At 61.6% G+C, this 26,671-nt stretch carries 23 protein-coding genes; 12 read left to right on the top strand and 11 right to left on the bottom strand.

All coding sequences use genetic code 11. The features are described from left to right. Positions 1 to 148 precede the first annotated feature (148 nt). The 3 genes from ABIE20_RS16845 to ABIE20_RS16855 form a co-directional block, all read right to left on the bottom strand. On the bottom strand, positions 149 to 745 hold the full coding sequence (locus tag ABIE20_RS16845; RefSeq protein WP_429506059.1) for a DUF924 family protein: 597 nt from the start codon (positions 743 to 745) through the stop codon (positions 149 to 151). A 3-nt stretch (positions 746 to 748) separates the two neighbouring features. After that, on the bottom strand, positions 749 to 1,759 hold the full coding sequence (locus ABIE20_RS16850) for a class 1 fructose-bisphosphatase (RefSeq protein WP_045193898.1): 1,011 nt from the start codon (positions 1,757 to 1,759) through the stop codon (positions 749 to 751). Between the two features lie 142 nt (positions 1,760 to 1,901). Continuing rightward, complete coding sequence (locus tag ABIE20_RS16855) at positions 1,902 to 4,352, bottom strand: glycogen/starch/alpha-glucan phosphorylase (protein WP_429506061.1); 2,451 nt, start codon at positions 4,350 to 4,352, stop codon at positions 1,902 to 1,904. Between the two features lie 199 nt (positions 4,353 to 4,551). Between ABIE20_RS16855 and ABIE20_RS16860 the strand changes: the two genes are divergently transcribed. The 3 genes from ABIE20_RS16860 to ABIE20_RS16870 all read left to right on the top strand — a co-directional run bounded on the left by ABIE20_RS16860 (position 4,552) and on the right by ABIE20_RS16870 (position 6,526). Next, positions 4,552 to 4,962, top strand: a complete 411-nt coding sequence (locus tag ABIE20_RS16860; RefSeq protein ID WP_230090916.1) for a YkgJ family cysteine cluster protein — start codon at positions 4,552 to 4,554, stop codon at positions 4,960 to 4,962. A gap of 107 nt (positions 4,963 to 5,069) precedes the next feature. After that, positions 5,070 to 5,321 (top strand): helix-turn-helix transcriptional regulator, encoded by a 252-nt coding sequence (locus ABIE20_RS16865; protein WP_123564854.1) that lies wholly within the window; start codon positions 5,070 to 5,072, stop codon positions 5,319 to 5,321. Then, on the top strand, positions 5,318 to 6,526 hold the full coding sequence (locus ABIE20_RS16870; RefSeq protein WP_429506063.1) for a type II toxin-antitoxin system HipA family toxin: 1,209 nt from the start codon (positions 5,318 to 5,320) through the stop codon (positions 6,524 to 6,526). The genes ABIE20_RS16865 and ABIE20_RS16870 overlap by 4 nt, the downstream gene beginning before the upstream one ends. A 76-nt stretch (positions 6,527 to 6,602) precedes the next feature. Here ABIE20_RS16870 and typA read toward each other — a convergent pair whose 3' ends face one another. Both typA and thiI read right to left on the bottom strand, forming a co-directional pair. Continuing rightward, positions 6,603 to 8,423, bottom strand: coding sequence for a translational GTPase TypA (gene typA / locus ABIE20_RS16875; RefSeq protein ID WP_429506064.1), 1,821 nt, complete (start codon positions 8,421 to 8,423; stop codon positions 6,603 to 6,605). 128 nt (positions 8,424 to 8,551) lie between these two features. Then, positions 8,552 to 10,006, bottom strand: coding sequence for a tRNA uracil 4-sulfurtransferase ThiI (thiI, locus tag ABIE20_RS16880; protein ID WP_429506066.1), 1,455 nt, complete (start codon positions 10,004 to 10,006; stop codon positions 8,552 to 8,554). A gap of 330 nt (positions 10,007 to 10,336) precedes the next feature. Between thiI and glnA the strand changes: the two genes are divergently transcribed. The 4 genes from glnA (at position 10,337) to ntrC (ending at position 15,549) form a co-directional block, all read left to right on the top strand. Continuing rightward, positions 10,337 to 11,743 carry a glutamate--ammonia ligase gene (glnA, locus tag ABIE20_RS16885; RefSeq protein WP_038997584.1) on the top strand — a complete coding sequence of 469 codons (1,407 nt, stop codon included), beginning with the start codon at positions 10,337 to 10,339 and terminating at the stop codon, positions 11,741 to 11,743. A gap of 143 nt (positions 11,744 to 11,886) precedes the next feature. Next, on the top strand, positions 11,887 to 12,774 hold the full coding sequence (locus ABIE20_RS16890) for a chorismate mutase (RefSeq protein ID WP_429506067.1): 888 nt from the start codon (positions 11,887 to 11,889) through the stop codon (positions 12,772 to 12,774). A 256-nt stretch (positions 12,775 to 13,030) separates the two neighbouring features. Further along, the gene (glnL, locus tag ABIE20_RS16895) at positions 13,031 to 14,116 is read left to right on the top strand and encodes a nitrogen regulation protein NR(II) (protein WP_429506069.1); all 1,086 of its coding nucleotides are present in this window, start codon (positions 13,031 to 13,033) and stop codon (positions 14,114 to 14,116) included. Beyond that, entirely contained in the window at positions 14,113 to 15,549 is a 1,437-nt protein-coding gene (gene ntrC / locus ABIE20_RS16900; protein WP_115089310.1) for a nitrogen regulation protein NR(I), read from the top strand. The genes glnL and ntrC overlap by 4 nt, the downstream gene beginning before the upstream one ends. Positions 15,550 to 15,814: 265 nt before the next feature. Here ntrC and ABIE20_RS16905 read toward each other — a convergent pair whose 3' ends face one another. Further along, on the bottom strand, positions 15,815 to 16,252 hold the full coding sequence (locus tag ABIE20_RS16905; RefSeq protein ID WP_429506071.1) for a hypothetical protein: 438 nt from the start codon (positions 16,250 to 16,252) through the stop codon (positions 15,815 to 15,817). Here ABIE20_RS16905 and ABIE20_RS16910 point away from each other — a divergent pair. Next, positions 16,251 to 16,706: a tRNA (cytidine(34)-2'-O)-methyltransferase gene (locus ABIE20_RS16910; protein ID WP_010222290.1), complete on the top strand. Its 456-nt coding sequence runs from the start codon at positions 16,251 to 16,253 to the stop codon at positions 16,704 to 16,706. The two genes, ABIE20_RS16905 and ABIE20_RS16910, sit on opposite strands and share 2 nt — an antisense overlap. 201 nt (positions 16,707 to 16,907) lie before the next feature. Here ABIE20_RS16910 and secB read toward each other — a convergent pair whose 3' ends face one another. The 3 genes from secB to ABIE20_RS16925 are packed head-to-tail and all read right to left on the bottom strand — an operon-like array spanning position 16,908 to position 18,112. After that, positions 16,908 to 17,399, bottom strand: a complete 492-nt coding sequence (secB, locus tag ABIE20_RS16915; protein WP_045193907.1) for a protein-export chaperone SecB — start codon at positions 17,397 to 17,399, stop codon at positions 16,908 to 16,910. Positions 17,400 to 17,439: 40 nt separating this feature from the next. Then, positions 17,440 to 17,694, bottom strand: a complete 255-nt coding sequence (gene grxC / locus ABIE20_RS16920; RefSeq protein ID WP_429506072.1) for a glutaredoxin 3 — start codon at positions 17,692 to 17,694, stop codon at positions 17,440 to 17,442. 1 nt (position 17,695) lies between these two features. Further along, the gene (locus ABIE20_RS16925; RefSeq protein ID WP_429506074.1) at positions 17,696 to 18,112 is read right to left on the bottom strand and encodes a rhodanese-like domain-containing protein; all 417 of its coding nucleotides are present in this window, start codon (positions 18,110 to 18,112) and stop codon (positions 17,696 to 17,698) included. Positions 18,113 to 18,329: 217 nt separating this feature from the next. Between ABIE20_RS16925 and gpmI the strand changes: the two genes are divergently transcribed. From gpmI to ABIE20_RS16945, 4 genes are all read left to right on the top strand, one after another. After that, on the top strand, positions 18,330 to 19,865 hold the full coding sequence (gene gpmI, locus ABIE20_RS16930) for a 2,3-bisphosphoglycerate-independent phosphoglycerate mutase (protein WP_429506075.1): 1,536 nt from the start codon (positions 18,330 to 18,332) through the stop codon (positions 19,863 to 19,865). 152 nt (positions 19,866 to 20,017) lie between these two features. Then, the gene (locus ABIE20_RS16935; protein ID WP_429506077.1) at positions 20,018 to 21,304 is read left to right on the top strand and encodes a murein hydrolase activator EnvC family protein; all 1,287 of its coding nucleotides are present in this window, start codon (positions 20,018 to 20,020) and stop codon (positions 21,302 to 21,304) included. 87 nt (positions 21,305 to 21,391) lie between these two features. Further along, the gene (locus ABIE20_RS16940; RefSeq protein ID WP_045193911.1) at positions 21,392 to 22,720 is read left to right on the top strand and encodes a S41 family peptidase; all 1,329 of its coding nucleotides are present in this window, start codon (positions 21,392 to 21,394) and stop codon (positions 22,718 to 22,720) included. Between the two features lie 9 nt (positions 22,721 to 22,729). After that, the gene (locus tag ABIE20_RS16945; protein WP_429506078.1) at positions 22,730 to 23,497 is read left to right on the top strand and encodes a divergent polysaccharide deacetylase family protein; all 768 of its coding nucleotides are present in this window, start codon (positions 22,730 to 22,732) and stop codon (positions 23,495 to 23,497) included. Here ABIE20_RS16945 and ABIE20_RS16950 read toward each other — a convergent pair. After that, on the bottom strand, positions 23,488 to 24,228 hold the full coding sequence (locus ABIE20_RS16950) for a substrate-binding periplasmic protein (RefSeq protein WP_429506080.1): 741 nt from the start codon (positions 24,226 to 24,228) through the stop codon (positions 23,488 to 23,490). The two genes, ABIE20_RS16945 and ABIE20_RS16950, sit on opposite strands and share 10 nt — an antisense overlap. A gap of 128 nt (positions 24,229 to 24,356) precedes the next feature. Beyond that, positions 24,357 to 26,360, bottom strand: a complete 2,004-nt coding sequence (betT, locus tag ABIE20_RS16955; protein ID WP_045193915.1) for a choline BCCT transporter BetT — start codon at positions 26,358 to 26,360, stop codon at positions 24,357 to 24,359. Positions 26,361 to 26,671 lie beyond the last annotated feature (311 nt).

Raw genomic sequence — 26,671 nt, forward strand, 5'->3', positions numbered from 1 at the left:
CCCCATTGGTGTTCCCGTGGGGGGGGTTGCTTTCCGGGATGTTTGGGTCCGGGGGGGGGGGCGCCCGGGCCGCCCCCCCCCCCCCCCCCCACTGCGGGGGGGGGGGGGGCGCCCCCACGACTCGACTTGCCCCGCGATTGAGCTCAACTCAAAACCTTGAGCCCGGCTCCAGCAGAAAATCCATCTCTTCATCGGTACTCGGCCGATTCAGCAACAGATTGCGATGCGGGAAGCGGCCAAAGCGGGCGATCACCCGCTGGTGCTGCTCGGCGTAGTCGAGGAACCCCTCGAACAAACGCCGATCGGCATCCGGTTGGGCCTCGAGCAGCCACTGGTAACGCTCGACGCTGATGTTCTGCCAATCCAGTACCTCGGCATGCTCCAGCACCAGCAGGATGAACACCCGCTGGATCGGCAGCAGCTGGTAATCCCAGGCCTTGTCCAGCCCCTGCATCACCAGCACCTGGGCACGTCGGTCGCCATCGAAGGCGCGCGGCGTGTCACGGTGGATCATGCGCGGCAACTGGTCGAGCAGCAACACCAGGCCAAGCCAGCCCTGCGGGCTTTGCAGCCACTCATCGAGGCCGCCGGCCAGCGCTTGCTCGACCAGCTCGCCGAAGCGCTCGCGCGCTTCGTCGTCGTGGTGCTTGCCGAACCACAAGGTGCTCTTCTCGTCAGCCACATTCTGGGGGCTGGTGCCCCAGCCAAACCACCACTCCAGCAACGGCTGCCAAGGTGCGAGCATGATTTACTCCTTGTGATAACCGGTAACGCGCTCGACTTCCTGCTTGGAGCCGAGGAACACTGCCACGCGCTGGTGCAGGCTCTCTGGCTGGATGTCGAGGATGCGCTGGCGACCGTCGGTGGACGCACCGCCGGCCTGTTCGATGATGAAGGACATCGGGTTGGCTTCGTACATCAGACGCAGCTTGCCCGGCTTGGATGGCTCACGGGCGTCGCGCGGGTACATGAACAGGCCGCCACGGGTCAGGATGCGGTGCACATCGGCAACCATCGAGGCGATCCAGCGCATGTTGTAGTTCTTTTTCAGCGGACCGGTTTCACCGGCCAGCAGCTCGCCCACGTAGCGGGTCACCGGCTCTTCCCAGTGGCGCTGGTTGGACATGTTGATGGCGAACTCGGCGGTGGTTTCCGGCACCTGAATGTTCTCGTGGGTCAGCACGAAGCTGCCCAGCTCGCGGTCCAGGGTAAAGCCCTTGACGCCGTTGCCCAGGGTCAGGATCAGCATGGTCTGCGGGCCGTAGATCGCGTAACCGGCGGCAACCTGCTTGGTGCCTGGCTGCAGGAAGGCCTGTTCGTTGAGGCTTTCGTTCTGGCTCAGGTATTCGTTCGGGCAGCGCAGTACCGAGAAGATAGTGCCGACCGAGACGTTGACGTCGATGTTCGACGAACCGTCCAGCGGGTCGAATACCAGCAGGTAGGCGCCTTTCGGGTATTTGCCCGGGATCTGGTAGGCGTTGTCCATTTCTTCGGAAGCCATGCCGGCCAGGTGACCGCCCCATTCGTTGGCTTCAAGGAGGATGTCGTTAGAGATCACGTCGAGCTTCTTCTGGACTTCGCCCTGCACGTTTTCAGTGCCCATGCTGCCCAGAACACCGCCCAGTGCGCCCTTGGAGACGTTGTGGCTGATTTCCTTGCACGCACGCGCCACCACTTCGATCAGGAAGCGCAGATCGGCAGGGGTACTGTTGCTGCGGGTCTGCTCAATCAAATAGCGACTCAGGGTAACGCGGGACATGTAAGGCTCCGAAGGAAGGGGGTAATAAAAACCCACGCAGTTTACAGGGAGAGTGAAGCGCTAGCGAGCAATCAGACACGCTTGGCCGATCAGACGGCACATCGGCCCGAGAGTTCAGCGCTCCCGGGCCGGCCTTTGCAGCTTAGTCGAGGGCTTTCCAGATATCCGTGGCGTACTCGCGGATGGTCCGGTCCGAAGAGAACCAGCCCATGCGCGCGGTGTTGAGCACCGCCATGCGCCACCACTGCCTGGGCTCGTGCCAGAGTTCTTCGACACGCAGTTGCGCTTCCCAATAGGCGTCGAAATCAGCGCACACCAAAAAGCGGTCATAGGCCACCAGCGAATCAACCAGGCCGACATAGCGGGCCGGGTCATCCGGTGAAAACACCCCGCCGCGAATCGCCTGGAGCACGTCGTTGAGCCGATGGGAGGCACCAATTGCGGCACTGGCGCCAAAGTCGCCGCTGCGCTTGCGCGCTTCCACCTGCTGGGAGGTCAGGCCGAAGATGAACATGTTCTCGATACCGACCTGCTCGCACATCTCGACGTTGGCGCCGTCCAGGGTGCCGATGGTCAGCGCGCCATTGAGGCCGAACTTCATGTTGCTGGTTCCGGAGGCCTCGTAGCCGGCGGTGGAGATCTGCTCGGAAAGGTCGGCCGCCGGAATGATGCTCTCAGCCAGGCTGACGTTGTAGTTGGGTAAAAAAACCACCTTGAGCAGGCCGCGCACGGTCGGGTCGTTGTTGACCACCTTGGCGATATCGTTGGTCAGCTTGATGATCAACTTGGCCTGGTGATAGCTGGCGGCGGCCTTGCCGGCGAAGATCTTCACCCGCGGCGCCCAACCGGTCCCCGGCTCAGCGCGGATGGCCTGGTACAGGGCCACGGTATGCAACAGGTTGAGCAACTGGCGCTTGTACTCGTGGATGCGTTTGACCTGCACATCGAACATCGCTTCGGGGTTGAGGGTGATACCCAGGCGCTCCTGGATCAGCCCGGCCAGGGCCTTCTTGCTGTGCAGGCGCTGGGCGGCGAACTGCTTGCAGAACGACGCCTTGTCGGCAAACGGGTCAAGGTCGCGCAGGCGCCCTTGCGGATCGTCGAGCACGTCGGCGCCCAGTGCTTCGACGAGCATGCCGGTGAGCTGCGGGTTGGCCTGGAACAGCCAGCGACGGAAGGTGATGCCGTTGGTCTTGTTGTTGATTCGCTCCGGGTAGAGCTTGTGCAGCTCGGCGAACACCGTGCTGCGCATCAGCTTGCTATGCAGCGCCGACACACCGTTGACGCTGTGCGAACCGAGGAACGCCAGGTTGCCCATGCGCACCCGGCGGCCGTTGTCTTCCTCGATCAGCGACACTGCGCGCAGCACGTCGAAGTCGTGGATGCCCTTGGCGCGCAGGGCGTCGATATGAAAGGCGTTGATCAGGTAGATGATCTGCATGTGCCGCGGCAGCATGCGCTCCATCAGGCCCACCGGCCAGGTTTCCAGGGCTTCGGGCAGCAAGGTGTGGTTGGTGTAGGCCAGGGTCTCGACGGTCAGTTGCCAGGCCGTCTCCCACGGCACTTCGTGCTGGTCGACCAGCAAGCGCATCAGCTCGGCGACCGCGATCGAGGGGTGAGTGTCGTTGAGCTGGATTGCCGCCTGCTGCGGCAGGTTGAGCAGGCTGTCGTGCATGTTCAGGTGCCGGCGCAGCAGATCCTGCAGCGAGGCTGAAACAAAGAAGTATTCCTGGCGCAGTCGCAGCTCCTGGCCGGCCTCGGTGCTGTCGGCCGGGTACAGCACCCGCGAGATGCTCTCGGCCCGCGCCACTTCGGCAACGGCGCCAAGGTGGTCGCCGGCATTGAAGCGCTCCAGGTGTAGTTCTTCCAATGCCCGCGCCCGCCACAGGCGCAAGGTGTTGACGCTGGCACCGCGCCAGCCGACCACCGGCGTGTCATAGGCCACCGCACGCACCGTCTCGGCCGGCCACCACACCTGGCGCTGCTGGCCACTGGCGTCGTGCACGGTTTCGACGCTGCCACCAAAGCTGATCGGGTAGATCACCTCGGCCCGCTCGAACTCCCAGGGGTTGCCGAAATCCAGCCAGTTTTCGGTCTGCTCCTGCTGCCAGCCATCGACCACCGCCTGGCGGAACAGGCCGTGCTCGTAGCGTATGCCGTAACCGTGGGCGGCGATGCCAAGGGTCGACATACTCTCCATGAAACACGCCGCCAGACGCCCCAGGCCGCCGTTACCCAGGGCCGCGTCAGGCTCGAGCAGGCGGATGCGCTCAAGGTCGACGTTGAGCCCCTCCAGCGCCTCACGGGCGACATCCAGCAGGCCCAGGTTGCTCAGGCTGTCGTACAAAAGGCGGCCGATCAGAAACTCCAGCGATAGGTAATACACCCGCTTCTGGCTCTTGCGGTAAATCTGCCGGGTGTGGTCCATCCAGTGGTCGACCATGTGATCGCGGGCAGCCAGGGCAATGGCTTCGAACCAGTCGTGATCGAAGGCATGCTCCGGGTCCTTGCCGACCGCGTAGGTCAATTTATCCAGTACAGCGGTGCGAAAAGCGGCCACCTCTGCGTCACGTGCGAGCGGTTCCTGAGACATGCGACGTCCTCGGGCAAGTTGACGAATGCGGATGGAGATTTCTCAGCCTAGACCGTTCGACACAGAGGGGAAGCTCTGGTTCGCGACTTTCTTGCGGCCAGCAGCAAACAAACCCGGAATAAAGCGGCAAATGGTTGTTCACAATTTGATCAACTCCGGTATCATCGCGCGCCCACAAGACTCTTCTAGCCTGAGCCCGATGAAACCGACCCTGATTGCCGCCGCCGAAGTCGACCGACTGGAAACCTGGCAGAAGTACCAAAGCCATATGTGCGGAGGCTGCAACTCCACCTGCTGCACCTTGCCGACGGAAGTGAAGATCAAAGACCTGATCCGCATGGGCGTGGTGGACGAGTTCGAGGTGGGCGAGCCGCCGAAGAACATTGCCAAGCGCTTGCAGAAGGACGGGATCATCCAGCGCTTCAACCAGAAGTCGGGGATTTTCACCCTGGCGCAGATGAGCAACGACGATTGCCTGTACCTGGATCGTAAAAGTCGCATGTGCACCATTTATGACAAGCGCCCGGACACCTGCCGCAACCATCCGCGGATCGGCCCGCGGCCGGGGTATTGCGCGTATATCCCCAAGCCTGCGGTGCGCTCGCGCTAAGCGACGACCACTGATCGGAACGCCCGACCGAAGCGAGCTGGGCGTTTGACGATGACGCAATGTTATGTTTACCTGACATTAATTAGCTAATGTTATGGATACGTAACATGCAGACCACACTAATTTCCCAGCGCATCGGGCACAGCATCGAGCAGATGAGAAAGCGCCGCGGCCTGACCAAAGTACAACTGGCGGAACGTATCGGCATCACTCGGCAAAAGCTCAGTGAGATCGAGCAGGGTTCAAGCACCGTCGCCATCTCGTTTTACAGCAGAGCATTGAATGCCCTCGGCTGCGACGTCGAGGTCGTGGCAAAGTCTCTGCCGACCCTGGATGAGCTTGAGGACGTGTTTCGGTGAGCGCGGCAGACGAGCTGCTGGTGACAACGCCTCAAGGCGTCAGCGGCAAGATTTTCCAGCAGCCAAACGGCGACTACGTCTTTCGCTATAGCGACTCATCCTCGGCCTCAATTGCGGTGAGCATGACCATGCCCCCTCGCCGCAACGACTTCGTATCCAGGGACCTTCATCCGATCTTCCAGATGAACCTGCCCGAAGGCTATGTACTGGAGCAACTGCGCAATCGCCTGGCCAAGGTAGCAACCGTCAACCCGATGCTGCTGCTGGCTATCTCCGGCAGCAACTCGCCTATCGGCCGCGTATTCGTCACCGCACCAGAAGTACAGCGCCTGATCGAGCAGCAAGACAGCCCGGGCAAGGGAGAACGTCTAAGCGAGATTCTTGCCTGGGACGGTACCGAGGATATTTTCAATGAACTGGTCCAGCGCTACATCTTGCGCTCCGGTATTTCTGGTGTGCAGCCCAAAGTGCTGGTGCCGGAACTGGCCGAAGCCCCTTACAAGGCGACCGCCACCACCGCTGACCTGATTGTAAAAAGCGGCAAGGGTGAATTCCCCCACCTGGCGATCAACGAGTACCTGTGCATGTCGATTGCCAGTGCAGCCGGGATCAGCACACCAGAGTTCTACTTGTCCAAGGACAAGCGCATGTTCGTCATGCGCCGCTTCGACCGTGATGCACAGCTGAATCCGCTTGGCTTCGAAGACATGGCGGTATTGATGGGCCTGGGTACTGCTGGCAAATACAGTAAAAGCTACGAGCACATCGCCAAAGCCATCGAGGTATTTACCGCACCGATGAAACAGTTGGAGAACCTTCAGGCACTGTTCGACATGGTCGCCTTGAGTTGCATCGTCGGCAACGGCGATGCACACCTGAAGAACTTCGGCCTGCTGTACAGCACGCCCTACGCCAATGATGCCGTGCTCGCGCCGGCCTATGACATCGTCAATACCACCGCCTACCTTCCGCGGGACACACTGGCGCTGGACCTCAATGGGCAGAAGTCGCTTTTTGCCTCACGCCTGGCCATTCTCGACTTCGCCAAGCGTTGCCATGTCAGTGACCCCAAAAGCCGCATCCAGGCAATCCTGCAAGCCGTCGAGGGCACACTGCTGCATCATCAGGAACTGACGGAGCAAGCACCGCAAATCGCAGCTGCCATCCGTGCCAGCGCCGAGCCGTTCGAACAGTCCTTCGGCTGATTCAAACTTTCCGCGCACAAAAAAAACGCCCCCGGTCTTGCGACCGGGGGCGTTTTCATTCAGCCGAAACTAAGACTCAGTTCTTGGCTTTCTTGGCAGCGCGGGTACGCTCGCCTTCGTCGAGGATCTTCTTGCGCAGACGGATCGACTTAGGGGTCACTTCGCACAGCTCGTCGTCCTGGATGAATTCCAGAGCCTGTTCCAGGGTGAAGCGAACCGGTGGAACCAGGGCAATGGTTTCGTCTTTACCCGAAGCACGCATGTTGTCGAGCTTCTTGCCCTTGGTAGGGTTGACGCCCAGGTCGTTGTCGCGGCTGTTCAGACCAACGATCTGACCGTTGTAGATTTCCTGGCCGTGCTCGACGAACAGCTTGCCGCGCGCCTGCAGGGTTTCCAGGGAGTAGGTCAGGGCCTTGCCGGTTTCAACCGAAACCAGTACGCCGTTCTGACGGCCGGACATGTGGCCGGACTTCATCGGAGCGTAACGGTCGAAGATCGAGGTCAGGATGCCTGCACCGTTGGTCAGGGTCAGGAACTGGTTACGGAAACCGATCAGACCACGGGCTGGAATGTTGTATTCCAGGCGTACACGGCCCTTGCCATCCGGAACCATGTTGGTCAGATCGCCTTTACGCAGACCCATTTCTTCCATGACCTTGCCCTGGGAATCTTCAGGGATGTCGATGGTGACGTTCTCGAACGGCTCGTGCTTGGCGCCGTCGACTTCACGGATGATCACTTCCGGACGACCAACACCCATTTCGAAGCCTTCGCGACGCATGGTTTCGATCAGAACCGAGAGGTGCAGCTCACCACGGCCGGATACCTTGAACTTGTCAGCCGAGTCACCTTCTTCAACGCGCAGTGCAACGTTGTACAGCAGCTCTTTGTCCAGACGTTCCTTGATGTTGCGGGAAGTCACGAACTTGCCTTCTTTACCGCAGAACGGCGAGTCGTTGACCTGGAAGGTCATCGAAACGGTTGGCTCGTCAACGGTCAGCGGCTTCATCGCTTCAACTGCGTCCGGGGAGCACAGGGTGTCGGAGATGAACAGCTCGTCGAAACCGCTGATGCAGACGATGTCGCCAGCCTGGGCTTCTTCAACGTCAACGCGGTGCAGGCCGTGGTGACCCATCAGCTTGAGGATACGACCGTTGCGCTTCTTGCCGTCGGTGTCGATGGCGACAACCGGGGTGTTTGGCTTGACGCGGCCACGGGCGATACGGCCAACGCCGATAACACCGAGGAAGCTGTTGTAGTCCAGCGCCGAGATCTGCATCTGGAACGGACCGTCACGGTCAACAGCAGGCGCTGGTACGTTGTCGACGATCGACTGGTACAGCGGGGTCATGTCTTCGGCCATTTCGGTGTGGTCCAGACCGGCAATGCCGTTCAGGGCCGAGGCGTAGACGACTTTGAAGTCCAGCTGCTCTTCGGTGGCACCGAGGTTGTCGAACAGGTCGAAGATCTGGTCCAGAACCCAGTCAGGACGCGCGCCCGGACGGTCGACCTTGTTGATCACCACGATTGGACGCAGGCCGGCTTCGAAAGCCTTCTTGGTCACGAAACGGGTTTGCGGCATAGGGCCGTCTTGGGCGTCGACCAGCAGCAGTACGGAGTCAACCATCGACATTACACGCTCAACCTCGCCACCGAAGTCGGCGTGGCCGGGGGTGTCGACGATGTTGATGTGGTAGCCGTTCCAGTTGATGGCGGTGTTTTTCGCCAGAATGGTAATACCGCGCTCTTTTTCCTGGTCGTTGGAGTCCATGACGCGCTCGTCGTTGAGCTCGTTACGCTCCAGGGTGCCGGACTGACGCAGGAGTTTGTCGACCAGGGTGGTTTTACCATGGTCAACGTGGGCGATGATGGCGATGTTACGCAGATTTTCGATCACGTGTGTATCTCGATCAGAGGATTCGGGTTGCCGCCCAGTCTAGGCGGCGAATATGAATGAATGGCGCTCAAACGGCCCGGTGGTCGGGAGGGCGATGGCGGATGCTCCCGCCATACAACCCCGGCGTCTTATGTCGGACGATAAACGCGCACATTGGCATGTCCCTCACTGAGCAGATGATGGGCATGCAGGCGACTCATTACTCCCTTGTCGCAATACAGCAGGTACTGGCGCGTGGCATCCAGCTCCTTGAAGCGACTGTTCAGGGCGTAGAACGGCAAGGCCTGGACCTCGATGCCGTCCAGTTCCAGGGGCTGGTCTTCCTGGGCATCAGGGTGGCGAATGTCGATCACCACCTGCCCGGCCAGCGCCTGGCTTACTTCTTCGATCTGGATATCCTGGCTGAGTTCATCGATCACGTGGTCGATGGAGATCAGGCGGGCGCGCTCCAGGGCACGCTCGAGCACCGCCATGTCGAACTGCTTCTCTTCATGGTCGACGCGATGACGCTTGGCGCAGGTAGTCGGGTTCACCGAAATAACGCCGCAGTATTCAGGCATGTGCTTGGCAAACTCGGCGGTGCCGATCTGCTGGGCCTGGTCGATGATGTCCTGCTTGTGGCTGGCGAGCAAGGGGCGCAACACCAGTTTCTCGGTGGCCGAGTCGATCACCGCAAGGTTTGGCAGGGTCTGGCTCGAGACCTGGGAGATGGCTTCACCGGTCACCAGGGCGTCGATCTGCAGACGGTCGGCGATGTTGGTCGCCGCACGCAGCATCATGCGCTTGAGGGTCACGCCCATGTAGCTGTTGTCGACCTTGCCGAGGATCTCGCCGACCACTTCTTCGAACGGCACGCTGACGAACAGCACGCGCTGGCTGCTGCCGTACTTTTTCCACAGGAAGTGGGCGACTTCCATCACCCCCAGCTCGTGGGCACGGCCGCCAAGGTTGAAGAAGCAGAAATGGGTCATCAGGCCACGGCGCATCATCTGGTAGGCGGCGACGGTGGAGTCGAAGCCACCGGACATCAGCACCAGGGTCTGCTCCAGCGCGCCCAGCGGGTAACCGCCGATGCCTTTGTGCTGGTTGTGGATGATATACAGGCGCTTGTCGCGCACCTCGATGCGCACTTCGACTTCCGGGGTACGCAGGTCGATACCGGCTGCGCCGCACTGCTGGCGCAGCTGGCTGCCGACGTAACGGTCGACGTCCATCGAGCTGAAGTCATGGTGGCCACCACGCTTGCAGCGTACGGCGAAGCGCTTGCCGGCCAGCAGGTGACCGAAGTGCTGCTTGCACTTGGCGACGATGTCGTCGAAATCACCCAGCGGGTATTCGTCGACCTGCAGGAAGTGGGCAATGCCCGGCGTGCAGCTCAAACGCTCGGTCATCTCGCGCAGGACTTTCTCGTCCTCGATGTGAGTGATCACTTCGAGGTTATCCCAGACACCGTTAACCGCGAGCGCAGGATCGAGGTCCTTGAGCACGTTGCGGATGTTGCGGGCCAGTTGACGGATGAAGCGCTTGCGAACCGGCCGGCTCTTGATGGTGATCTCTGGGAAGACTTTTACGATTAGTTTCATGAAAAACAGCGCGCGAGGTGCCGACTAAAAAAGTGGGGCGCGGATTATAGCGGAAATTGCTCAAGCTTTGAGCAACTTTTGTACAGAAGGTTTTCTGCGCACCAAAATGATGCATCATGCAGGTTTAGCGCATCTTTAAAGTGCAGAAAAAAGCCGCGGATTTATCAATTCGGCCGAAAACGCTTGGGTTTGGGGCAAAAATCCCAACTCGGGGCACTGGCATGCAATTTGCTCCCTTGTGAGGCAGGTTGCCTTGGCCGACTATTCGCGCCCGGCATCACCCAAATTAAAGGGCTGCACAGGCAAGCTCTACCCCACCCGGAGGACACTATGTCGAAGTCGGTTCAACTCATCAAAGATCATGACGTTAAATGGATTGATCTGCGCTTCACTGACACCAAAGGCACTCAGCACCACGTGACCATGCCAGCTCGTGACGCGCTGGATGAAGATTTCTTCGAAGCCGGCAAGATGTTCGACGGTTCCTCCATCGCTGGCTGGAAAGGCATCGAAGCCTCCGACATGATCCTGATGCCGGACGACTCCTCCGCCGTGCTCGACCCGTTCACTGAAGAGCCGACCCTGATCCTGGTCTGCGACATCATCGAACCTTCGACCATGCAAGGCTACGACCGCGACCCACGCGCCATCGCCCGCCGCGCCGAAGAGTACCTGAAGACCACCGGTATCGGTGACACCGTGTTCGTCGGTCCAGAGCCTGAATTCTTCATCTTCGACGAAGTGAAGTTCAAGTCCGACATCTCCGGCTCGATGTTCAAGATCTACTCCGAGCAAGGCTCGTGGATGTCCGACCAGGACGTCGAAGGCGGCAACAAAGGCCACCGTCCAGGCGTCAAAGGCGGCTACTTCCCGGTACCACCGTTCGACCACGACCACGAAATCCGTACTGCCATGTGCAACGCCATGGAAGAAATGGGCCTGGTCATCGAAGTCCACCACCACGAAGTGGCAACTGCCGGCCAGAACGAAATCGGCGTGCAGTTCAACACCCTGGTGAAGAAGGCTGACGAAGTTCAGACCCTCAAATACTGCGTGCACAACGTTGCCGACGCCTACGGCCGCACCGCAACCTTCATGCCTAAGCCACTGTACGGCGACAACGGCTCGGGCATGCACGTGCACATGTCCATCTCCAAAGATGGCAAGAACACCTTCTCCGGCGAAGGCTATGCCGGCCTGTCCGACACCGCCCTGTACTTCATCGGCGGTATCATCAAGCACGGTAAGGCCCTGAACGGCTTCACCAACCCGGCTACCAACTCCTACAAGCGTCTGGTACCAGGCTTCGAAGCACCGGTCATGCTGGCCTACTCGGCGCGCAACCGTTCCGCCTCGATCCGCATCCCGTACGTTTCCAGCCCGAAAGCCCGCCGCATCGAAGCGCGCTTCCCGGACCCGGCTGCCAACCCGTACCTGTGCTTCGCAGCACTGATGATGGCCGGCCTGGACGGTATCCAGAACAAGATCCACCCAGGCGATGCCGCCGACAAGAACCTGTACGACCTGCCGCCTGAAGAGGCGAAAGAGATCCCACAGGTTTGCGGCAGCCTGAAAGAAGCCCTGGAAGAGCTGGACAAAGGCCGTGCGTTCCTGACCAAGGGCGGCGTGTTCTCCGACGACTTCATCGATGCCTACATCGCGCTGAAAAGCGAAGAAGAAATCAAGGTCCGCACCTTCGTACACCCACTGGAATACGAGCTGTACTACAGCTGCTAAGCCAGTGACGCTCGCGCAAGCGGCGTAGCTTGAAAAAGGCCTCCTTCGGGAGGCCTTTTTCATACATGTTCTTCAGACCCTCCTGATAGGGCATCCCACTGACCTCGACCATGCTGGCTCGGCACACCACGCCCGAGCCCATCATGATCCGCACCTTCATCACGCTTTTTCTGCTTGCCCTGCTGGCAGGTTGCAGCACCCCGCCAGCACAGCTCGATTCACAGGTGCTGCTGCGCACCAGCAAAGCCTGGGATGGCAGCCCCTACCCGCGTTACCCCGACGGGCCTGCGGAGCTGACCCTGGTTAAAATCCACATTCCGCCTGAAACAACCCTCGACTGGCACAGCCATCCGCAGCCCAACGCCGGCTACCTGCTTGCAGGTGAACTGCTGGTGGAAACCCGCGACAGCAACAAACAGGTAAGCATCAAGGCCGGAGACGCCCTCGCCGAGATCGTCGATGGCGTACATCGTGGGCGTACTGGCAGGCAGCCGGCCGAGTTGATCGTTTTTTATGCAGGCAGCCAGGGTGTGCCGCTTTCCCAGCCTGCGGCATCTACCACCCCACTCACCGCCTTGCTCAATAGCATCGACCAGCGCCTGCTCATCGCCCACGCGGTCGCCCTGAACAAATGGGACTCGGGCCAGCCAGTAGAAGCACCTGAACGCGAGCAGCAGGTGATTGCCAACGCTCGGGCCCAGGCCGTGCGTTTTGGTGTCGATGAACAACGGGCAGCGCTGTTCTTCGCCGACCAGATCGAAGCCAACAAGCTGCTGCAGTACAGTGCGCTGTCGCGCTGGCACGCCGTCGGCAGCGCACCGCAAACCCCGCGGGTCGACCTGAGCAGCCAGTTGCGCCCGCAGCTGGATCGCCTGCAACGCACCCTGCTAGGCCAACTGGCCGAGTTTGATCGCAACCGCCCGACGCAATGCCAGGCGAACCTCGCCCAAGCCATCGCTCAACAGGGCAAAGACCCACAGCAATCCCTGGCCCTGATTCGCGCCACCACGCATTTGTGCTCGCCGCAGTAATCCTTCCTCTATGCTCTATATTGGTGCACGCATCTGCCTGCACCTGAGCAACTCAGCCCATTTTGGTTCACGAAAAGCGCGACTTCAGGACTTTGTAGGCATTTTTCGCGCAAATACAGGTCTTAATCCGGAAATTCCGCTTCTTTTCGGAGCCTTGGTTTGCTTTTTGCATTTTCTTTGTACCAGCGGATTACCAGCGACCGCGACTTGGGCCCAGGCCGAGGTTGTATGAGCCAAAAGAGGTCAACGACGCCCCATGACCATCAGCGATGCACTGCACCGACTGCTACTGGACAACCTGACCACCGCCACCATCCTGCTCGACGCCGAGTTGCGCCTTGAGTACATGAACCCGGCGGCGGAGATGCTCCTGGCCATCAGTGGCCAGCGCAGCCATGGGCAATTCATCAGCGAGCTGTTCACCGAATCGCCCGAGGCGCTGAACTCCCTGCGCCAGGCGGTAGAGCACGCGCACCCCTTTACCAAACGTGAAGCCCAGCTGACCTCGCTGACCGGCCAGACCCAGACCGTCGACTACGCGGTAACGCCCATCCTCAGCAAGGGCGCCACCCTGCTGCTGCTTGAAGTGCACCCGCGTGACCGCCTGCTGCGCATCACCAAGGAAGAGGCCCAGCTGTCCAAGCAGGAAACCACCAAGATGCTGGTGCGCGGCCTGGCCCACGAGATCAAGAACCCGCTTGGTGGCATTCGCGGCGCCGCCCAGCTGCTGGCCCGCGAGCTGCCGGAGGAGGGCCTGAAGGATTACACCAATGTGATCATTGAAGAGGCCGACCGCCTGCGCAACCTGGTCGACCGCATGCTCGGCTCAAACAAGCTGCCGTCGCTGGCCTTGACCAACATCCATGAGGTGCTGGAGCGGGTCTGCAGCCTGGTCGAGGCCGAAAGCCAGGGTGGCATCACCCTGGTGCGCGATTACGACCCGAGCCTGCCAGACGTACTGATCGATCGTGAACAGATGATCCAGGCCGTGCTCAACATCGTGCGCAACGCCATGCAGGCCATCAGCGGCCAGAACGAGCTGCGCCTGGGCCGCATCAGTCTGCGCACCCGGGCCATGCGCCAGTTCACCATCGGCCACACCCGTCACCGCCTGGTGGCCCGCATCGAGATCATCGACAACGGCCCGGGCATTCCTGCCGAGCTGCAGGAAACCATCTTCTACCCCATGGTCAGCGGCCGCCCGGACGGTACAGGGCTGGGCCTGGCCATTACCCAGAACATCATCAGCCAGCACCAGGGCCTGATCGAATGTGACAGCCACCCTGGCCACACCACCTTCTCGATCTTCCTGCCGCTGGAACAAGGAGCCAACGCCTCATGAGCCGAAGTGAAACTGTCTGGATCGTCGACGATGATCGTTCCATCCGCTGGGTGCTGGAAAAGGCCCTGCAACAGGAAGGCATGACCACCCAGAGCTTCGACAGCGCCGACGGGGTCATGAGCCGCCTGGCCCGGCAACAGCCGGACGTGATTATTTCCGATATCCGTATGCCAGGTGCCAGTGGTCTGGACTTGCTTGCGCAGATCCGCGAGCAGCACCCGCGCCTGCCAGTGATCATCATGACCGCCCATTCCGACCTGGACAGCGCGGTGGCGTCCTATCAGGGCGGCGCCTTCGAGTACCTGCCCAAGCCATTTGACGTCGACGAAGCGGTATCGCTGGTCAAGCGCGCCAACCAGCACGCACAGGAGCAACAGGGCCTGGACGTCGCGCCGAGCCTGACCCGAACCCCGGAGATTATCGGCGAAGCACCGGCGATGCAGGAGGTGTTCCGCGCCATTGGCCGCCTGAGCCATTCCAACATTACCGTGCTGATCAACGGCGAGTCCGGCACTGGCAAGGAACTGGTCGCCCACGCCCTGCACCGCCACAGCCCGAGGGCGGCATCGCCGTTCATCGCCTTGAACATGGCGGCGATTCCCAAGGACCTGATGGAATCGGAGCTGTTCGGCCACGAGAAAGGCGCTTTCACCGGTGCTGCCAACCTGCGCCGCGGGCGCTTCGAGCAGGCCGATGGCGGCACGCTGTTCCTCGACGAGATCGGCGACATGCCGGCCGATACCCAGACCCGCCTGCTGCGGGTACTGGCCGATGGCGAGTTCTACCGGGTGGGCGGCCATGTGCCAGTCAAGGTTGATGTGCGAATCATCGCCGCCACCCACCAGAACCTGGAAACCCTGGTGCAGGCCGGCAAATTTCGCGAAGACCTGTTCCATCGCCTGAACGTGATCCGCATCCACATCCCGCGCCTGGCCGATCGTCGCGAAGACATCCCGACCCTGGCCCGCCACTTTCTCGGCCGCGCCGCCCAAGAACTGGCGGTGGAGCCGAAATTGCTCAAGGCCGAAACCGAGGAATTCATCCGCAACCTGCCGTGGCCGGGCAACGTGCGCCAACTGGAGAACACCTGCCGCTGGATCACGGTGATGGCCTCAGGCCGCGAAGTGCATATCGGCGACCTGCCGCCCGAACTGCTTAACCTGCCGCAAGACGCAGCGCCGGTGACCAACTGGGAACAGGCCCTGCGCCAATGGGCCGACCAGGCCCTGGCCCGCGGCCAGTCGAGCCTGCTCGACAGCGCGGTGCCGAGTTTCGAGCGGATCATGATCGAGACCGCCCTCAAGCACACCGCCGGTCGCCGCCGCGATGCCGCCGTACTGCTGGGCTGGGGCCGCAACACCCTGACGCGCAAGATCAAGGAGTTGGGGATGAAGGTCGATGGCGGCGACGAGGACGGCGACGACGAGGCCTGAGCGTTAACCTGATCGCGGGGCAAGCCCGCTCCTACCAATTGGTGTGGGAGCGGCGGTGCGGCGATCCGACTTGCCCCGCGATGCTTTTGCACCGAACCTGTGCCCTGCGCACCGCAGCAAAGCACAAATCCCCCGCCTGACCCCGCCTAACCCCTTAAAACCCGCCATTACCCGCACTGCAACAAAACTGGCACACACTCTGCATTAGTATCAATACTTCCAGTTTTGGGGACCTTGGTACAGGCAGGCCGGGGAATCCCCTCTTTTATTCGCGCAACTTCACCTGCACCCGCCAGCGTCCGCCCTCTTCTGCACCGGCCCATTCGCCGTGCAGAGGGCGGGCCGCGACCAGGGTCACGAGCAGGCCAGCATCACTGTGCTGCACCCGCCAGCTCACAGGTTTACCCTGCAACTGCAACTGGCCTCGCACCGCCTTGCCCTCGGCCTCGAACAGCAGCGCCAGGGTGCCTTCGACCTCTTCGCCGTGCAGCTTGGGTTCTTCGTTGAACCACAGGTTCAAGCCCGCCTCGACCACCTCGACCTGCTCCAGCACCCGCGGCTCGGGCGCAGTCAGGCGACCGATCATCAGCCCCACCAGCATGCCGAACAGCGCCAGGGAAAACAGCACGCGCGGCCATAGCTGCGAACGCGGGTCCGGTTCAGGAGTAGAATGCTCGACATCTTTATGTTCGGAGCCGTGCATGTTTCACGTCATCCTCTTTCAACCAGAGATTCCGCCGAATACCGGCAACATCATCAGACTGTGCGCCAACAGCGGCTGCCACTTGCACCTGATCGAGCCGATCGGCTTCGAGCTGGACGACAAGCGCTTGCGCCGGGCCGGTCTGGACTACCACGAGTATGCCACGCTCAAGCGCCACGCCGACTTGCCCAGTTGCCTGGAGAGCCTTGGCCAGCCGCGGCTGTTCGCCTTCACCACGAAGGCCTCGCACCCTTACCATGAAACCGCGTTCCAGCCGGGCGACGCCTTCCTGTTCGGTCCGGAAAGCCGTGGCCTGCCGGCCGAGGTGCTGGACAGCCTGCCCGCCGAGCAGCGCCTGCGCCTGCCGATGCGCCCGGGCTGTCGCAGCCTGAACCTGTCCAACACGGTGGCGGTGACGGTGTACGAAGCTTGGCGCCAGCAAGGTTTTGCCTGAGGAATCAAACCGCAGAACAGCGCCGAACCGGTGGGAGCGGGCCTTGCCCCGCGATCGGTCGCGAAGCGGCCGTAATCCAGGCACCACCTGATGTGCCAGCTGTACTGTCCTCATCGCGGGGCAAGCCCGCTCCCACAGTGTTCGCGACATCCCCAAGAAAAAAGCGCCCCGAGGGGCGCTTTTTGCTTCATCGCAACAGGCTTACTGCAGCGAAGGGGCTTCGCCAGCTTCCTGCATGCGTTGCATTTCCTGAGCGTACAGGGCGTCGAAGTTCACCGGAGAGAGCATCAGCGCCGGGAACGAACCTCGGGTCACCAGGCTGTCCAGCGCTTCACGGGCGTACGGGAACAGGATGTTCGGGCAGAACGCGCCCAGGGTGTGGCTCATCGACGCCGGGTCGAGGTTCTTGATCAGGAAGATACCGGCTTGCTGAACTTCAGCGATGAAGGCTACTTCGTCGCCGTTCTTCACGGTCACCGACAGGGTCAGCACGACTTCGTGGAAGTCGCCTTCCAGGCCTTTCTGCTTGGTGTTCAGGTCCAGGGCAACGCTTGGTTCCCACTGCTGACGGAAGATCGCCGGGCTTTTTGGCGCTTCGAACGACAGGTCGCGCACGTAGATACGCTGCAGGGAGAATTGCGGAGCGTTGTCGTCGGCTGCGGCTGCGGCGTCGTTGTTCTGTTGATCAGTCATGACAGATCCTTCTTTCCAGAGTCTTTAATGGGTTTCTGATTCAGGCCTTGAGCAGCGCGTCGAGCTTGCCGGCGCGCTCCAGGGCAAACAGGTCGTCGCAACCGCCGACGTGGGTGGAGCCGATCCAGATCTGCGGCACCGAGGTGCGGCCGGCCTTCTGGCTCATTTCGGCGCGCACCTGAGGCTTGCCATCGACCTTGATCTCTTCGAAGGCCACGCCTTTGCTTTCAAGCAGGTATTTTGCCCGCGAGCAGTAAGGGCAGTAATCGCTGGAGTAGACGATGACGTTGCTCATGTCACTTCACCAGCGGCAGGTTATCGGCCTTCCAGCTCGACACGCCGCCCGACAGCTTGGCAGCGGTGAAGCCGGCCTTGAGCAGGTCGCGCGCGGTGGTGCCGGCGTGCTGGCCCATGGCGTCGACGATGATCAGGGTCTTGTTGGCCTTGTGCTTTTCCAGCTCGCCGATGCGCGCAGCAACTTTGTCCTGGGGAATGTTCACGGCGCCCACGATGTGACCGGCGGCGTAGTCCTTGCTCGAACGGATGTCGATCACCAGGCCCTTGTCGGCGTTGACCAGCGCGGTCAGTTCGCCGGTGCTGAGGCTGCGGCCGCCCTTGCGTGCTTCGGTGACGATCAGCAAAACCAGCAGAACGACGAAGATACCGACCAGCAGATAGTGATTTGTTGCGAATTCAATCAGGTGAGCAACCATCGGAGGGTGTTCCAGGCCATTAAAAATGTTGGCCAGTATACACAGCCCCCAAGGTCGGCCAAAGCCCGCCGGGCAGGGTTATCGCCAGTAATTCTCATTGCCGGGCTACAGCCCGTCGGCCCGCGCCGTCGGGCCTGCAAGGTTAATTCGTCATTCGTGGCCAATTTGCCCTAAAATGCGTGTCTTTATCATCTGAACAACCGTGAGTGTGGGATTGATGACGAGCACGCCAAAACCCTTGGTCCTGATCATCCTCGATGGTTTCGGTCACAGCGAAAGCCACGAATACAACGCCATCTATTCGGCCAACACGCCGGTCTACGATCGCCTGCGCGCTACCCAGCCGCACGGCTTGATCTCCGGCTCCGGCATGGATGTCGGCCTGCCGGACGGGCAGATGGGCAACTCCGAGGTCGGTCACATGAACCTCGGTGCTGGCCGCGTGGTGTACCAGGACTTCACCCGGGTGACCAAGGCCATCAAGGACGGCGAGTTCTTCGAAAACCCCGTACTGTGCGGCGCGGTCGACAAGGCCGTCGGTGCCGGCAAGGCCGTGCACATCCTTGGCCTGCTCTCCGATGGCGGCGTACACAGCCATCAGGACCATCTGGTGGCCATGGCCGAGCTTGCCGCCAAGCGCGGCGCCGAGAAAATCTACCTGCACGCCTTCCTTGACGGTCGCGACACCCCGCCGAAAAGTGCGCAATCCTCGATCGAGCTGCTCGACGCCACCTTCGCCAAGCTCGGCAAGGGCCGCATCGCCAGCCTGATCGGCCGCTACTACGCCATGGACCGCGACAACCGCTGGGACCGCGTATCGGCTGCCTACAACCTGATCGTCGACAGCAGCGCCGAATTCAGCGCCGACACCGCCCTGGCTGGCCTTGAAGCCGCTTACGCCCGCGACGAGAGCGACGAATTCGTCAAGGCCACGCGCATTGGCGAGGCGGTCAAGGTCGAAGACGGCGATGCGGTGATCTTCATGAACTTTCGCGCCGACCGCGCCCGCGAGCTGTCGCGGGTGTTCGTCGAGCCGGACTTCAACGAGTTCCCACGGGCACGCCTGCCAAAACTGGCCGCCTACATCGGCCTGACCCAGTACTCGGCAAAAATCCCGGCGCCGGCCGCATTCGCCCCGGGCAGCCTGGACAACGTGCTCGGCGAATACCTGGCGAAAAACGGCAAGACCCAACTGCGCATCGCCGAAACCGAGAAGTACGCCCACGTCACCTTCTTCTTCTCCGGTGGCCGCGAAGAGCCGTTCGAAGGCGAAGAGCGCATCCTCATCCCGTCGCCGAAGGTCGCCACCTATGACCTGCAGCCGGAAATGAGCGCACCGGAAGTTACCGATCGCATTGTTGAAGCCATCGAGCAGCAGCGTTACGACGTGATTGTGGTCAACTACGCCAACGGCGACATGGTCGGCCACAGCGGCGTGTTCGATGCTGCGGTCAAGGCCGTTGAAGCCCTGGACCTGTGCGTCGGGCGCATCGTCGAGGCGCTGGACAAGGTCGGCGGCGAAGCGCTGATCACCGCCGACCACGGCAACGTCGAGCAGATGGAAGATGAATGCACCGGCCAGGCGCACACTGCGCACACCACCGAGCCGGTGCCGTTCATCTATGTCGGCAAGCGCAAGGTGCAGGTCCGCGAAGGCGGCGTGCTGGCCGACGTGGCGCCGACCATGCTCAAGTTGCTGGGCCTGGAAAAACCGGCAGAAATGACCGGCACCTCGATTCTGATCGACGGCTAAAGCCGTTAGCGACAAGCTACAAGCCGCAAGAAAGAGCCCATTGACCCGCTTTTCTTGCCGCTTGTGGCTTGCCGCTTGTAGCTAAAGCCGTTTTTTTTGCCGCCTATGGCGGGCATACTAGGCCAGTCTCCATGCCTGGTGCCGCCCACCCCATGTTTCGCGCCCTGATCGTACTCGCCCTGTCTTGCCTGCTCAGCCCGGCTTTTGCCGATGAGCGCGCGCAAACCCAGCAGCAACTGGACGCCACGCGCCAGGACATTGCCGAGCTGAAAAAGATGCTTGGCAAGCTGCAGGAAGAAAAATCCGGCGTGCAGAAAGACCTGCGCTCAACCGAAACCGACATCGGCAAGCTGGAAAAGCAGGTGGAGGCCCTGCAACTCGAACTAAAAAAGACCGAAGGCGAACTGGAGCGCCTTGATACCGAGAAAAAAAAACTCCAGAGCGCCCGCATTGAACAGCAACGACTGATCGCCATCCAGGCCCGTTCGGCCTACCAGAATGGCCGCGAGGAATACCTGAAGCTGCTGCTCAATCAGCAGAATCCGGAAAAATTCGCCCGCACCCTGACCTATTACGATTACCTGAGCCAGGCGCGCCTGACCCAGTTGCGCAATTTCAACGAGACGTTGCGCCAATTGGCCAACGTTGAAAAAGACATCAACCTGCAGCAGGCCCAACTGCTGGCCCAGCAAGGCACCCTCGACAGTCAGCGCCAGGAGCTTGAAAAAGTCCGCGCCGAGCGTAAGGAGGTGCTGGCCAAGCTCAACAACGACGTCAAGGCCCGCGACCAGAAGCTGCAGGCCCGCGAGCAGGACCAAGCCGACCTGAGCAAGGTGCTCAAGACGATCGAAGAAACCCTCGCCCGTCAGGCCCGCGAGGCTGAAGAAGCGCGGCAGAAAGCCCTGCTCGCCGCTCAAGAGGCGGAAAAACAACGCCAGCGCGAAGCGCTGGCCGCCAACAGCAGCGACGCGCCGAAGAAGCCCAAGGCGCTTCCCGGCCCGCTGGTTTCCAGCAGCGGCGAAACCTTCGGCGGCGCTTTTTCCGCCGCACGGGGAAAACTTCCATGGCCCGTCAATGGTCGATTGCTGGCACGCTTTGGCGAAACCCGCGGCGGCGACTCACGGGCCAAGTGGGACGGGGTGATGATCAGCGCCTCCCAAGGCAGCCAGGTGCGCGCCGTGCATGGCGGCCGGGTAGTGTTTGCCGACTGGTTGCGCGGCGCTGGACTTCTGGTCATTCTCGACCATGGTAATGGTTACCTGAGCCTGTACGGCCATAACCAGAGCCTGCTCAAGAGCGCCGGTGATGTGGTCAAGGCCGGTGAGGCCATCTCCACCGTCGGCGACAGCGGCGGCCAGGACAGCTCGGGGCTGTATTTCGCCATCCGCCAGCAGGGCCGCCCCAGTGACCCCGCACAATGGTGTCGTGCCCAGGGATAGGCAACACCCCTTATTTGACGGCGTAGCGCAACTTCGGGCTGCGCCGATGCTCTACGGAGCGCTACCAGGATCAGGAGTTCGTTCGACATGCTGCAATCGCCCCGCCTCACCTCGCTGGCCCTGACCATCGCCATGGTCCTCGGCGCGCCCCTGGCCCGTGCGGCCGAGCCGGCCAAGCCCGCCGCGATTCCAGCGACAACGGTCTCGGCACCCTCGGCCAAGGCACCGCTGCCCCTGGAAGAGCTGCGCACCTTCGCCGAGGTCATGGACCGCATCAAGGCCGCCTATGTCGAACCGGTCGACGACAAGACCCTGCTGGAAAACGCCATCAAGGGCATGCTCAGCAACCTTGATCCGCACTCGGCCTACCTCGGCCCGGAAGACTTCCTCGAACTGCAGGAGAGCACCAGCGGCGAATTCGGCGGCCTGGGCATCGAAGTGGGCATGGAGGACGGCTTCATCAAGGTGGTCTCTCCAATCGACGAGACCCCGGCCTCGCGCGCCGGCATCGAAGCCGGCGACCTGATCGTCAAGATCAACGGCCAGCCGACCCGCGGCCAGACCATGACCGAAGCGGTCGACAAGATGCGCGGCAAGGTCGGCGAGAAAATCACCCTGACCCTGGTGCGCGACGGCGGCAACCCGTTCGATGTCACCCTTGCCCGCGCGGTCATCCAGGTCAAGAGTGTCAAGAGCCAGATGCTCGAAGACGGCTACGGCTACATCCGCATCACCCAGTTCCAGGTCAAGACCGGCGAAGAAGTCGGCAAGGCCCTGGCCAAGCTGCGCAAAGACAACGGCAAGAAGCTGCGCGGCCTGGTCCTGGACCTGCGCAACAACCCGGGTGGCGTGCTGCAATCGGCCGTGGAAGTGGCCGACCACTTCCTCACCAAGGGCCTGATCGTCTACACCAAGGGCCGTATCGCCAACTCCGAACTGCGCTTCTCCGCCGACCCGGCCGATGCCAGCGAAGGCGTGCCATTGGTGGTGCTGATCAACGGCGGCAGCGCCTCGGCCTCGGAAATTGTCGCCGGCGCCCTGCAAGACCAGAAACGCGGCGTGCTGATGGGCACCGACAGTTTCGGCAAAGGCTCGGTGCAAACCGTGTTGCCGCTGAACAACGACCGCGCCCTGAAGATCACCACGGCGCTGTACTTCACCCCTAACGGCCGCTCGATCCAGGCCCAGGGCATCGTCCCGGACATCGAGGTACGCCGCGCCAAGATCACCGCCGAACAGGACAGCGAGAACTTCAAGGAAGCCGACCTGCAGGGTCACCTGGGCAACGGCAACGGCGGCGCCGACCGTCCGTCGGGCAAGGCCGGCAGTGCCAAACCACGCCCACAGGACGATGATTACCAGCTCAGCCAGGCATTGAGCCTGCTCAAGGGCCTGAGCATCACCCAGGGTAAGTAAGCTCAGTTGATGCGTTACCTGCTGCTAGCCCTGTTGTACCTGATGAGCGGCGTCGCCCTGGCGGCGCCGGCTCAAACGGGCAAGGCCTACCTGACACTGATCATCGATGACCTGGGGCAGAACCCTGCGCGCGACTCACGCACCCTGGCCCTGCCCGGCCCGGTGACCCTGGCGATCATACCCGACACCCCACATGCCAGCGACTTCGCCCGCCAGGCTCATCGCGCCGGCAAGACGGTGATCCTGCACATGCCCATGGACCCGGCCACCGGCCCCTATGCCTGGCACCCCGGCACACCGTTGCCGGAGCTGGAACGACGGCTGAACGCGGCGCTCGACAAAGTCCCCTATGCCGTCGGCATCAACAACCACATGGGCAGCCGCATGACCGCCGAACCTGCGGCCATGGCCTGGTTGATGGGGGAATTGCAGCGCCGCGGCCTGTTCTTCGTCGACAGCCGTACCAGCGCCGCCACGGTAGCCGCCAAATCCGCGCAGAACATCAGCCTGGCCAGCGTCTCGCGGGATGTCTTTCTCGATGACGTGCGCACCACCGAAGCCATTGCCGGCCAGCTGCAACAGGGCATCGCCCTGGCGCGCAAGCAGGGCACGGCGGTTCTGATCGGCCATCCTTATCCACAGACCCTGGAAGTGCTCGAGCACGAGCTGCCCAAGCTCAAGGCCCAGGGCATCGAATGGATAGAAATTGCGCAGATGATCGCCGAGCGCGGCAACCGGGCGATGCCCGGCCACGGGCACAACGGACTCTACAGGTAGCGAGCGAAGGTCGCCTCGACAAAACCGTCGCTGCGCATCTGCTCCAGCGCCTGCTGCAGCTTGTTCACTACCTCGTCCGGCACTTCGCGGTTGAGCGCCAGGTACAGCTCGGCGCCGTGAAAACGCAGCACCGTCTTAAGCTTGCTCACCCCCACCTGGCGCGCCAGGTAGCGCCCGGCCGGGTCGCCGCTGGCCCACAGGTCGATTTCGCCGCTCAGCAGTTTTTTCGCGTTGTCGCGATCACGCAGCACCAGCACCGGGTTCAAACCTTGCCTGGCCAGGTACTCGGCAATCGCATCGCCCTTGTAGGCGCCGATGCGGTAGCGCTTGGCCTCCTGAAGGTTGCTGACGGCAATCGGGCTGCTCTCGGGGGCCAGCAGAATCCAGTCATCCGGCCCCAACGGCCCGACCCACTTGAACAGCTTTTCCCGCTCGGGCTGGCGAGCCATGACGAACACGCCGTAGCCGGGGGTTTGCAAGGCCTGCTGGTAAATGCGCTGCCAGGGAAAACGCAAGGTCATGCTATAGGGCACCCCGGCGCGCTTGAACATCTCGCGCACCAGGTCTGCGGCGATGCCATTGATGCCATCGTCGCGGGCAAAGCTCTTGCCGTTGATGGCCATGTTGTAGGGCGGGAAGTTTTCGGTGAGCAGCACCACAGGCTCGCTCGCACGGGCGAGATGACTGAACGACAGGCAGCTGCACAACAACAGGACAAGACGCTTGAACATGATGGCACCGGGCTCCTTGGCAACGCCAAGAGTGCCGGGGCCTGGAGCGCCTGTCCAGTCTGCACCGGTATCACAACAAAAAGGGCCCTGTTCCTGTGAACAGAGCCCTTCCAGTGCATCAGCCGTTATCAGCTATAGACACGCCCCAGCAGCTGGCGGTGGCTTTCGAACTGATCGAGCACATCACGGGTGATCTGCTCCGGGGTGAAGCCCATCAGATCGTATTCCTGGCTGCCGTTGTGCAAGTACACCTCGGCGCGGTAGAAGCGCTGGCGCACTTCCGTCTCGCCTTCCACCGGTGCCTCGCTCGGCGCGGCCAGGTAGCCGTCCAGGCTCACTTCATAAACGAACGGATTGCCTTCTTCCATGTCGATGCGCAGGCCCATGGCCGAGCGCGACTGGCCGACCCGGGTCTGCACCTGGAAGCCCAGGGTCTGCAGCTGCGCAGCTGCTTCCTTGAGCGCCGGGCTGACGCGTTTGTCCATGAAGCGCTGAACGATGGCCTGGGTTGGCTGCAGGTCCAGCTGGCTCAGGCGCTCGCTGAAACCACGACGACCACGGGCAGCCAGTTCGGCTTGCTCCTGCTCGACCTGGCTGTCCTGTTTCATGGCCTTGTACAGGCCGAACATGAACAGCACCAGCACCACCGAGAACGGCAGCCCCGCCAACACCACCATGGTCTGCATGGCCTGGAAGTTACCAGCCAGGAGCAAACCGATGGTGACCACGGTAATGATCGCCGACCAGAGGATACGCAGCCAGTTCGGTGCATCTTCGTCGACATGGCCGCCTTTGCAGGAAAGGTTGGCCATCATCACCGCGCCAGAGTCGGCGGGGGTCAGGAACAGTACGAAACCAACGAAAATCGCGACACCAACCACGATCTTGGCGAACGGATAGTGTTCGAGCAGCTGGTAGATCGACATCGCCGGCTGTTCCAGCGCTGTTCGCCCGAGTTCCACCGCGCCCTGGTTCATGACCAGGTCCAGCGCCGAGTTACCGAAGATCGACAGCCAGGCCAGGGTGAAGCCCAGCGGGATCAGCAGCACGCCAGCGACCAGCTCACGCACGGTACGACCGCGCGAAATACGGGCAATGAACATACCGACGAACGGGCCCCAGGAAATCCACCAGGCCCAGTAGAACACGGTCCACAGGCCCAGCCAGCGCTCGGACTTGTCACTGTCGCCTTCATAGACGTACAGGTCGAAGGTCTTGAGCACCACGCCGTTGAGGTAGTCGCCGATGTTCTGCACGAAGCTGTTGAGCAGGTGCAGGGTCGGGCCGTTGAGCAGCACGAACAGCAGCAGGCCGCTGAACAGGATGATGTTGAGGTTAGACAGGCGGCGGATGCCGTTCTCCACGCCCGACACAGCGGCGATGGTCGCCACGGTGCTCATCACCAGGATCACGATCAGCAGGTTGGTGTCGCTGTGCTGCATGCCGAACAGGTACTCAAGACCCGAGGACACCTGCATCGAACCGATACCCAGGTTGGTCACCAGGCCCAGCAGGGTCACGAACATGCCGAAGATATCGACAGTGTGGCCTGCGGCACCCTTGACCCAACGCTCGCCGACCAACGGGTACAGCGCCGAGCGCAGGGCCAGCGGCTGGTTGTGGCGGTAAGCGAAGTAGGCCACCGACAGGCCGACCAGGGCATAGATCGCCCAGCCGTGCAGGCCCCAGTGCAGGAAGGTCAGCTGCAGGCCTTCACGGGCCGATTGCAGGCTGGCCGGTGCGCCTTCAGGCGGGTTGAAGTAGTGATCCAGCGGCTCGGACGCGCCGAAATACAGCAGCGAGATACCGATACCGGAGGAGAACAGCATCCCGGCCCAGGCACCATAGCTGAAGTCCGGCTTGTCATCCTTGCCGCCAAGCTTGAGCTTGCCGAAGTTGGAGAACGCCAGAACGATGACGAACAGCAGGTAGCCGCCAATCACCAGCATGTAGTACCAGCCGAAGCTGCGCGACAACCAGGCCTGAGCCTCGTTCAGCACGCGGCCGGCGGTTTCGGGAACTGCGATCAGCAAGGCAGTCAACAACAGGATCAGCAACGTCGAGGTGAAGAACACCACGCTGTTGACCCGGACCCTCTCGGCAGGGGTCTTGATTAGGGAGGCAGAACTCATTGCACATATGCTCCGGGCAGTGCGAGAGAAACACGAAACAATCGTTACCCGAGCAAATGGTGCAATAGCCCCACAGCTGCAGGTGTTATAAAAGCACCTTGAAAAAACCGTGATCCCGAATCGATTGCGTTGAAAAAAACAGGCCGAAAACCCCGTCCCGAGGGTTGGCCGCGCGGTGCTATACCGCTCGGCAGATCTGATCAACGCGCCGTTTACACCCGTCAACACCTTGTATTCCGGGGGTTCCACGTCTTTTTGGGGTGCCAATTTGTGCAAACCGCAGGTAGGAAAAACCTGTCAATTGCACAGAT

Origin of the sequence: Pseudomonas sp. 2835, from assembly GCF_050435905.1 — a bacterium.
In the GTDB taxonomy this organism is placed as follows: domain Bacteria; phylum Pseudomonadota; class Gammaproteobacteria; order Pseudomonadales; family Pseudomonadaceae; genus Aquipseudomonas.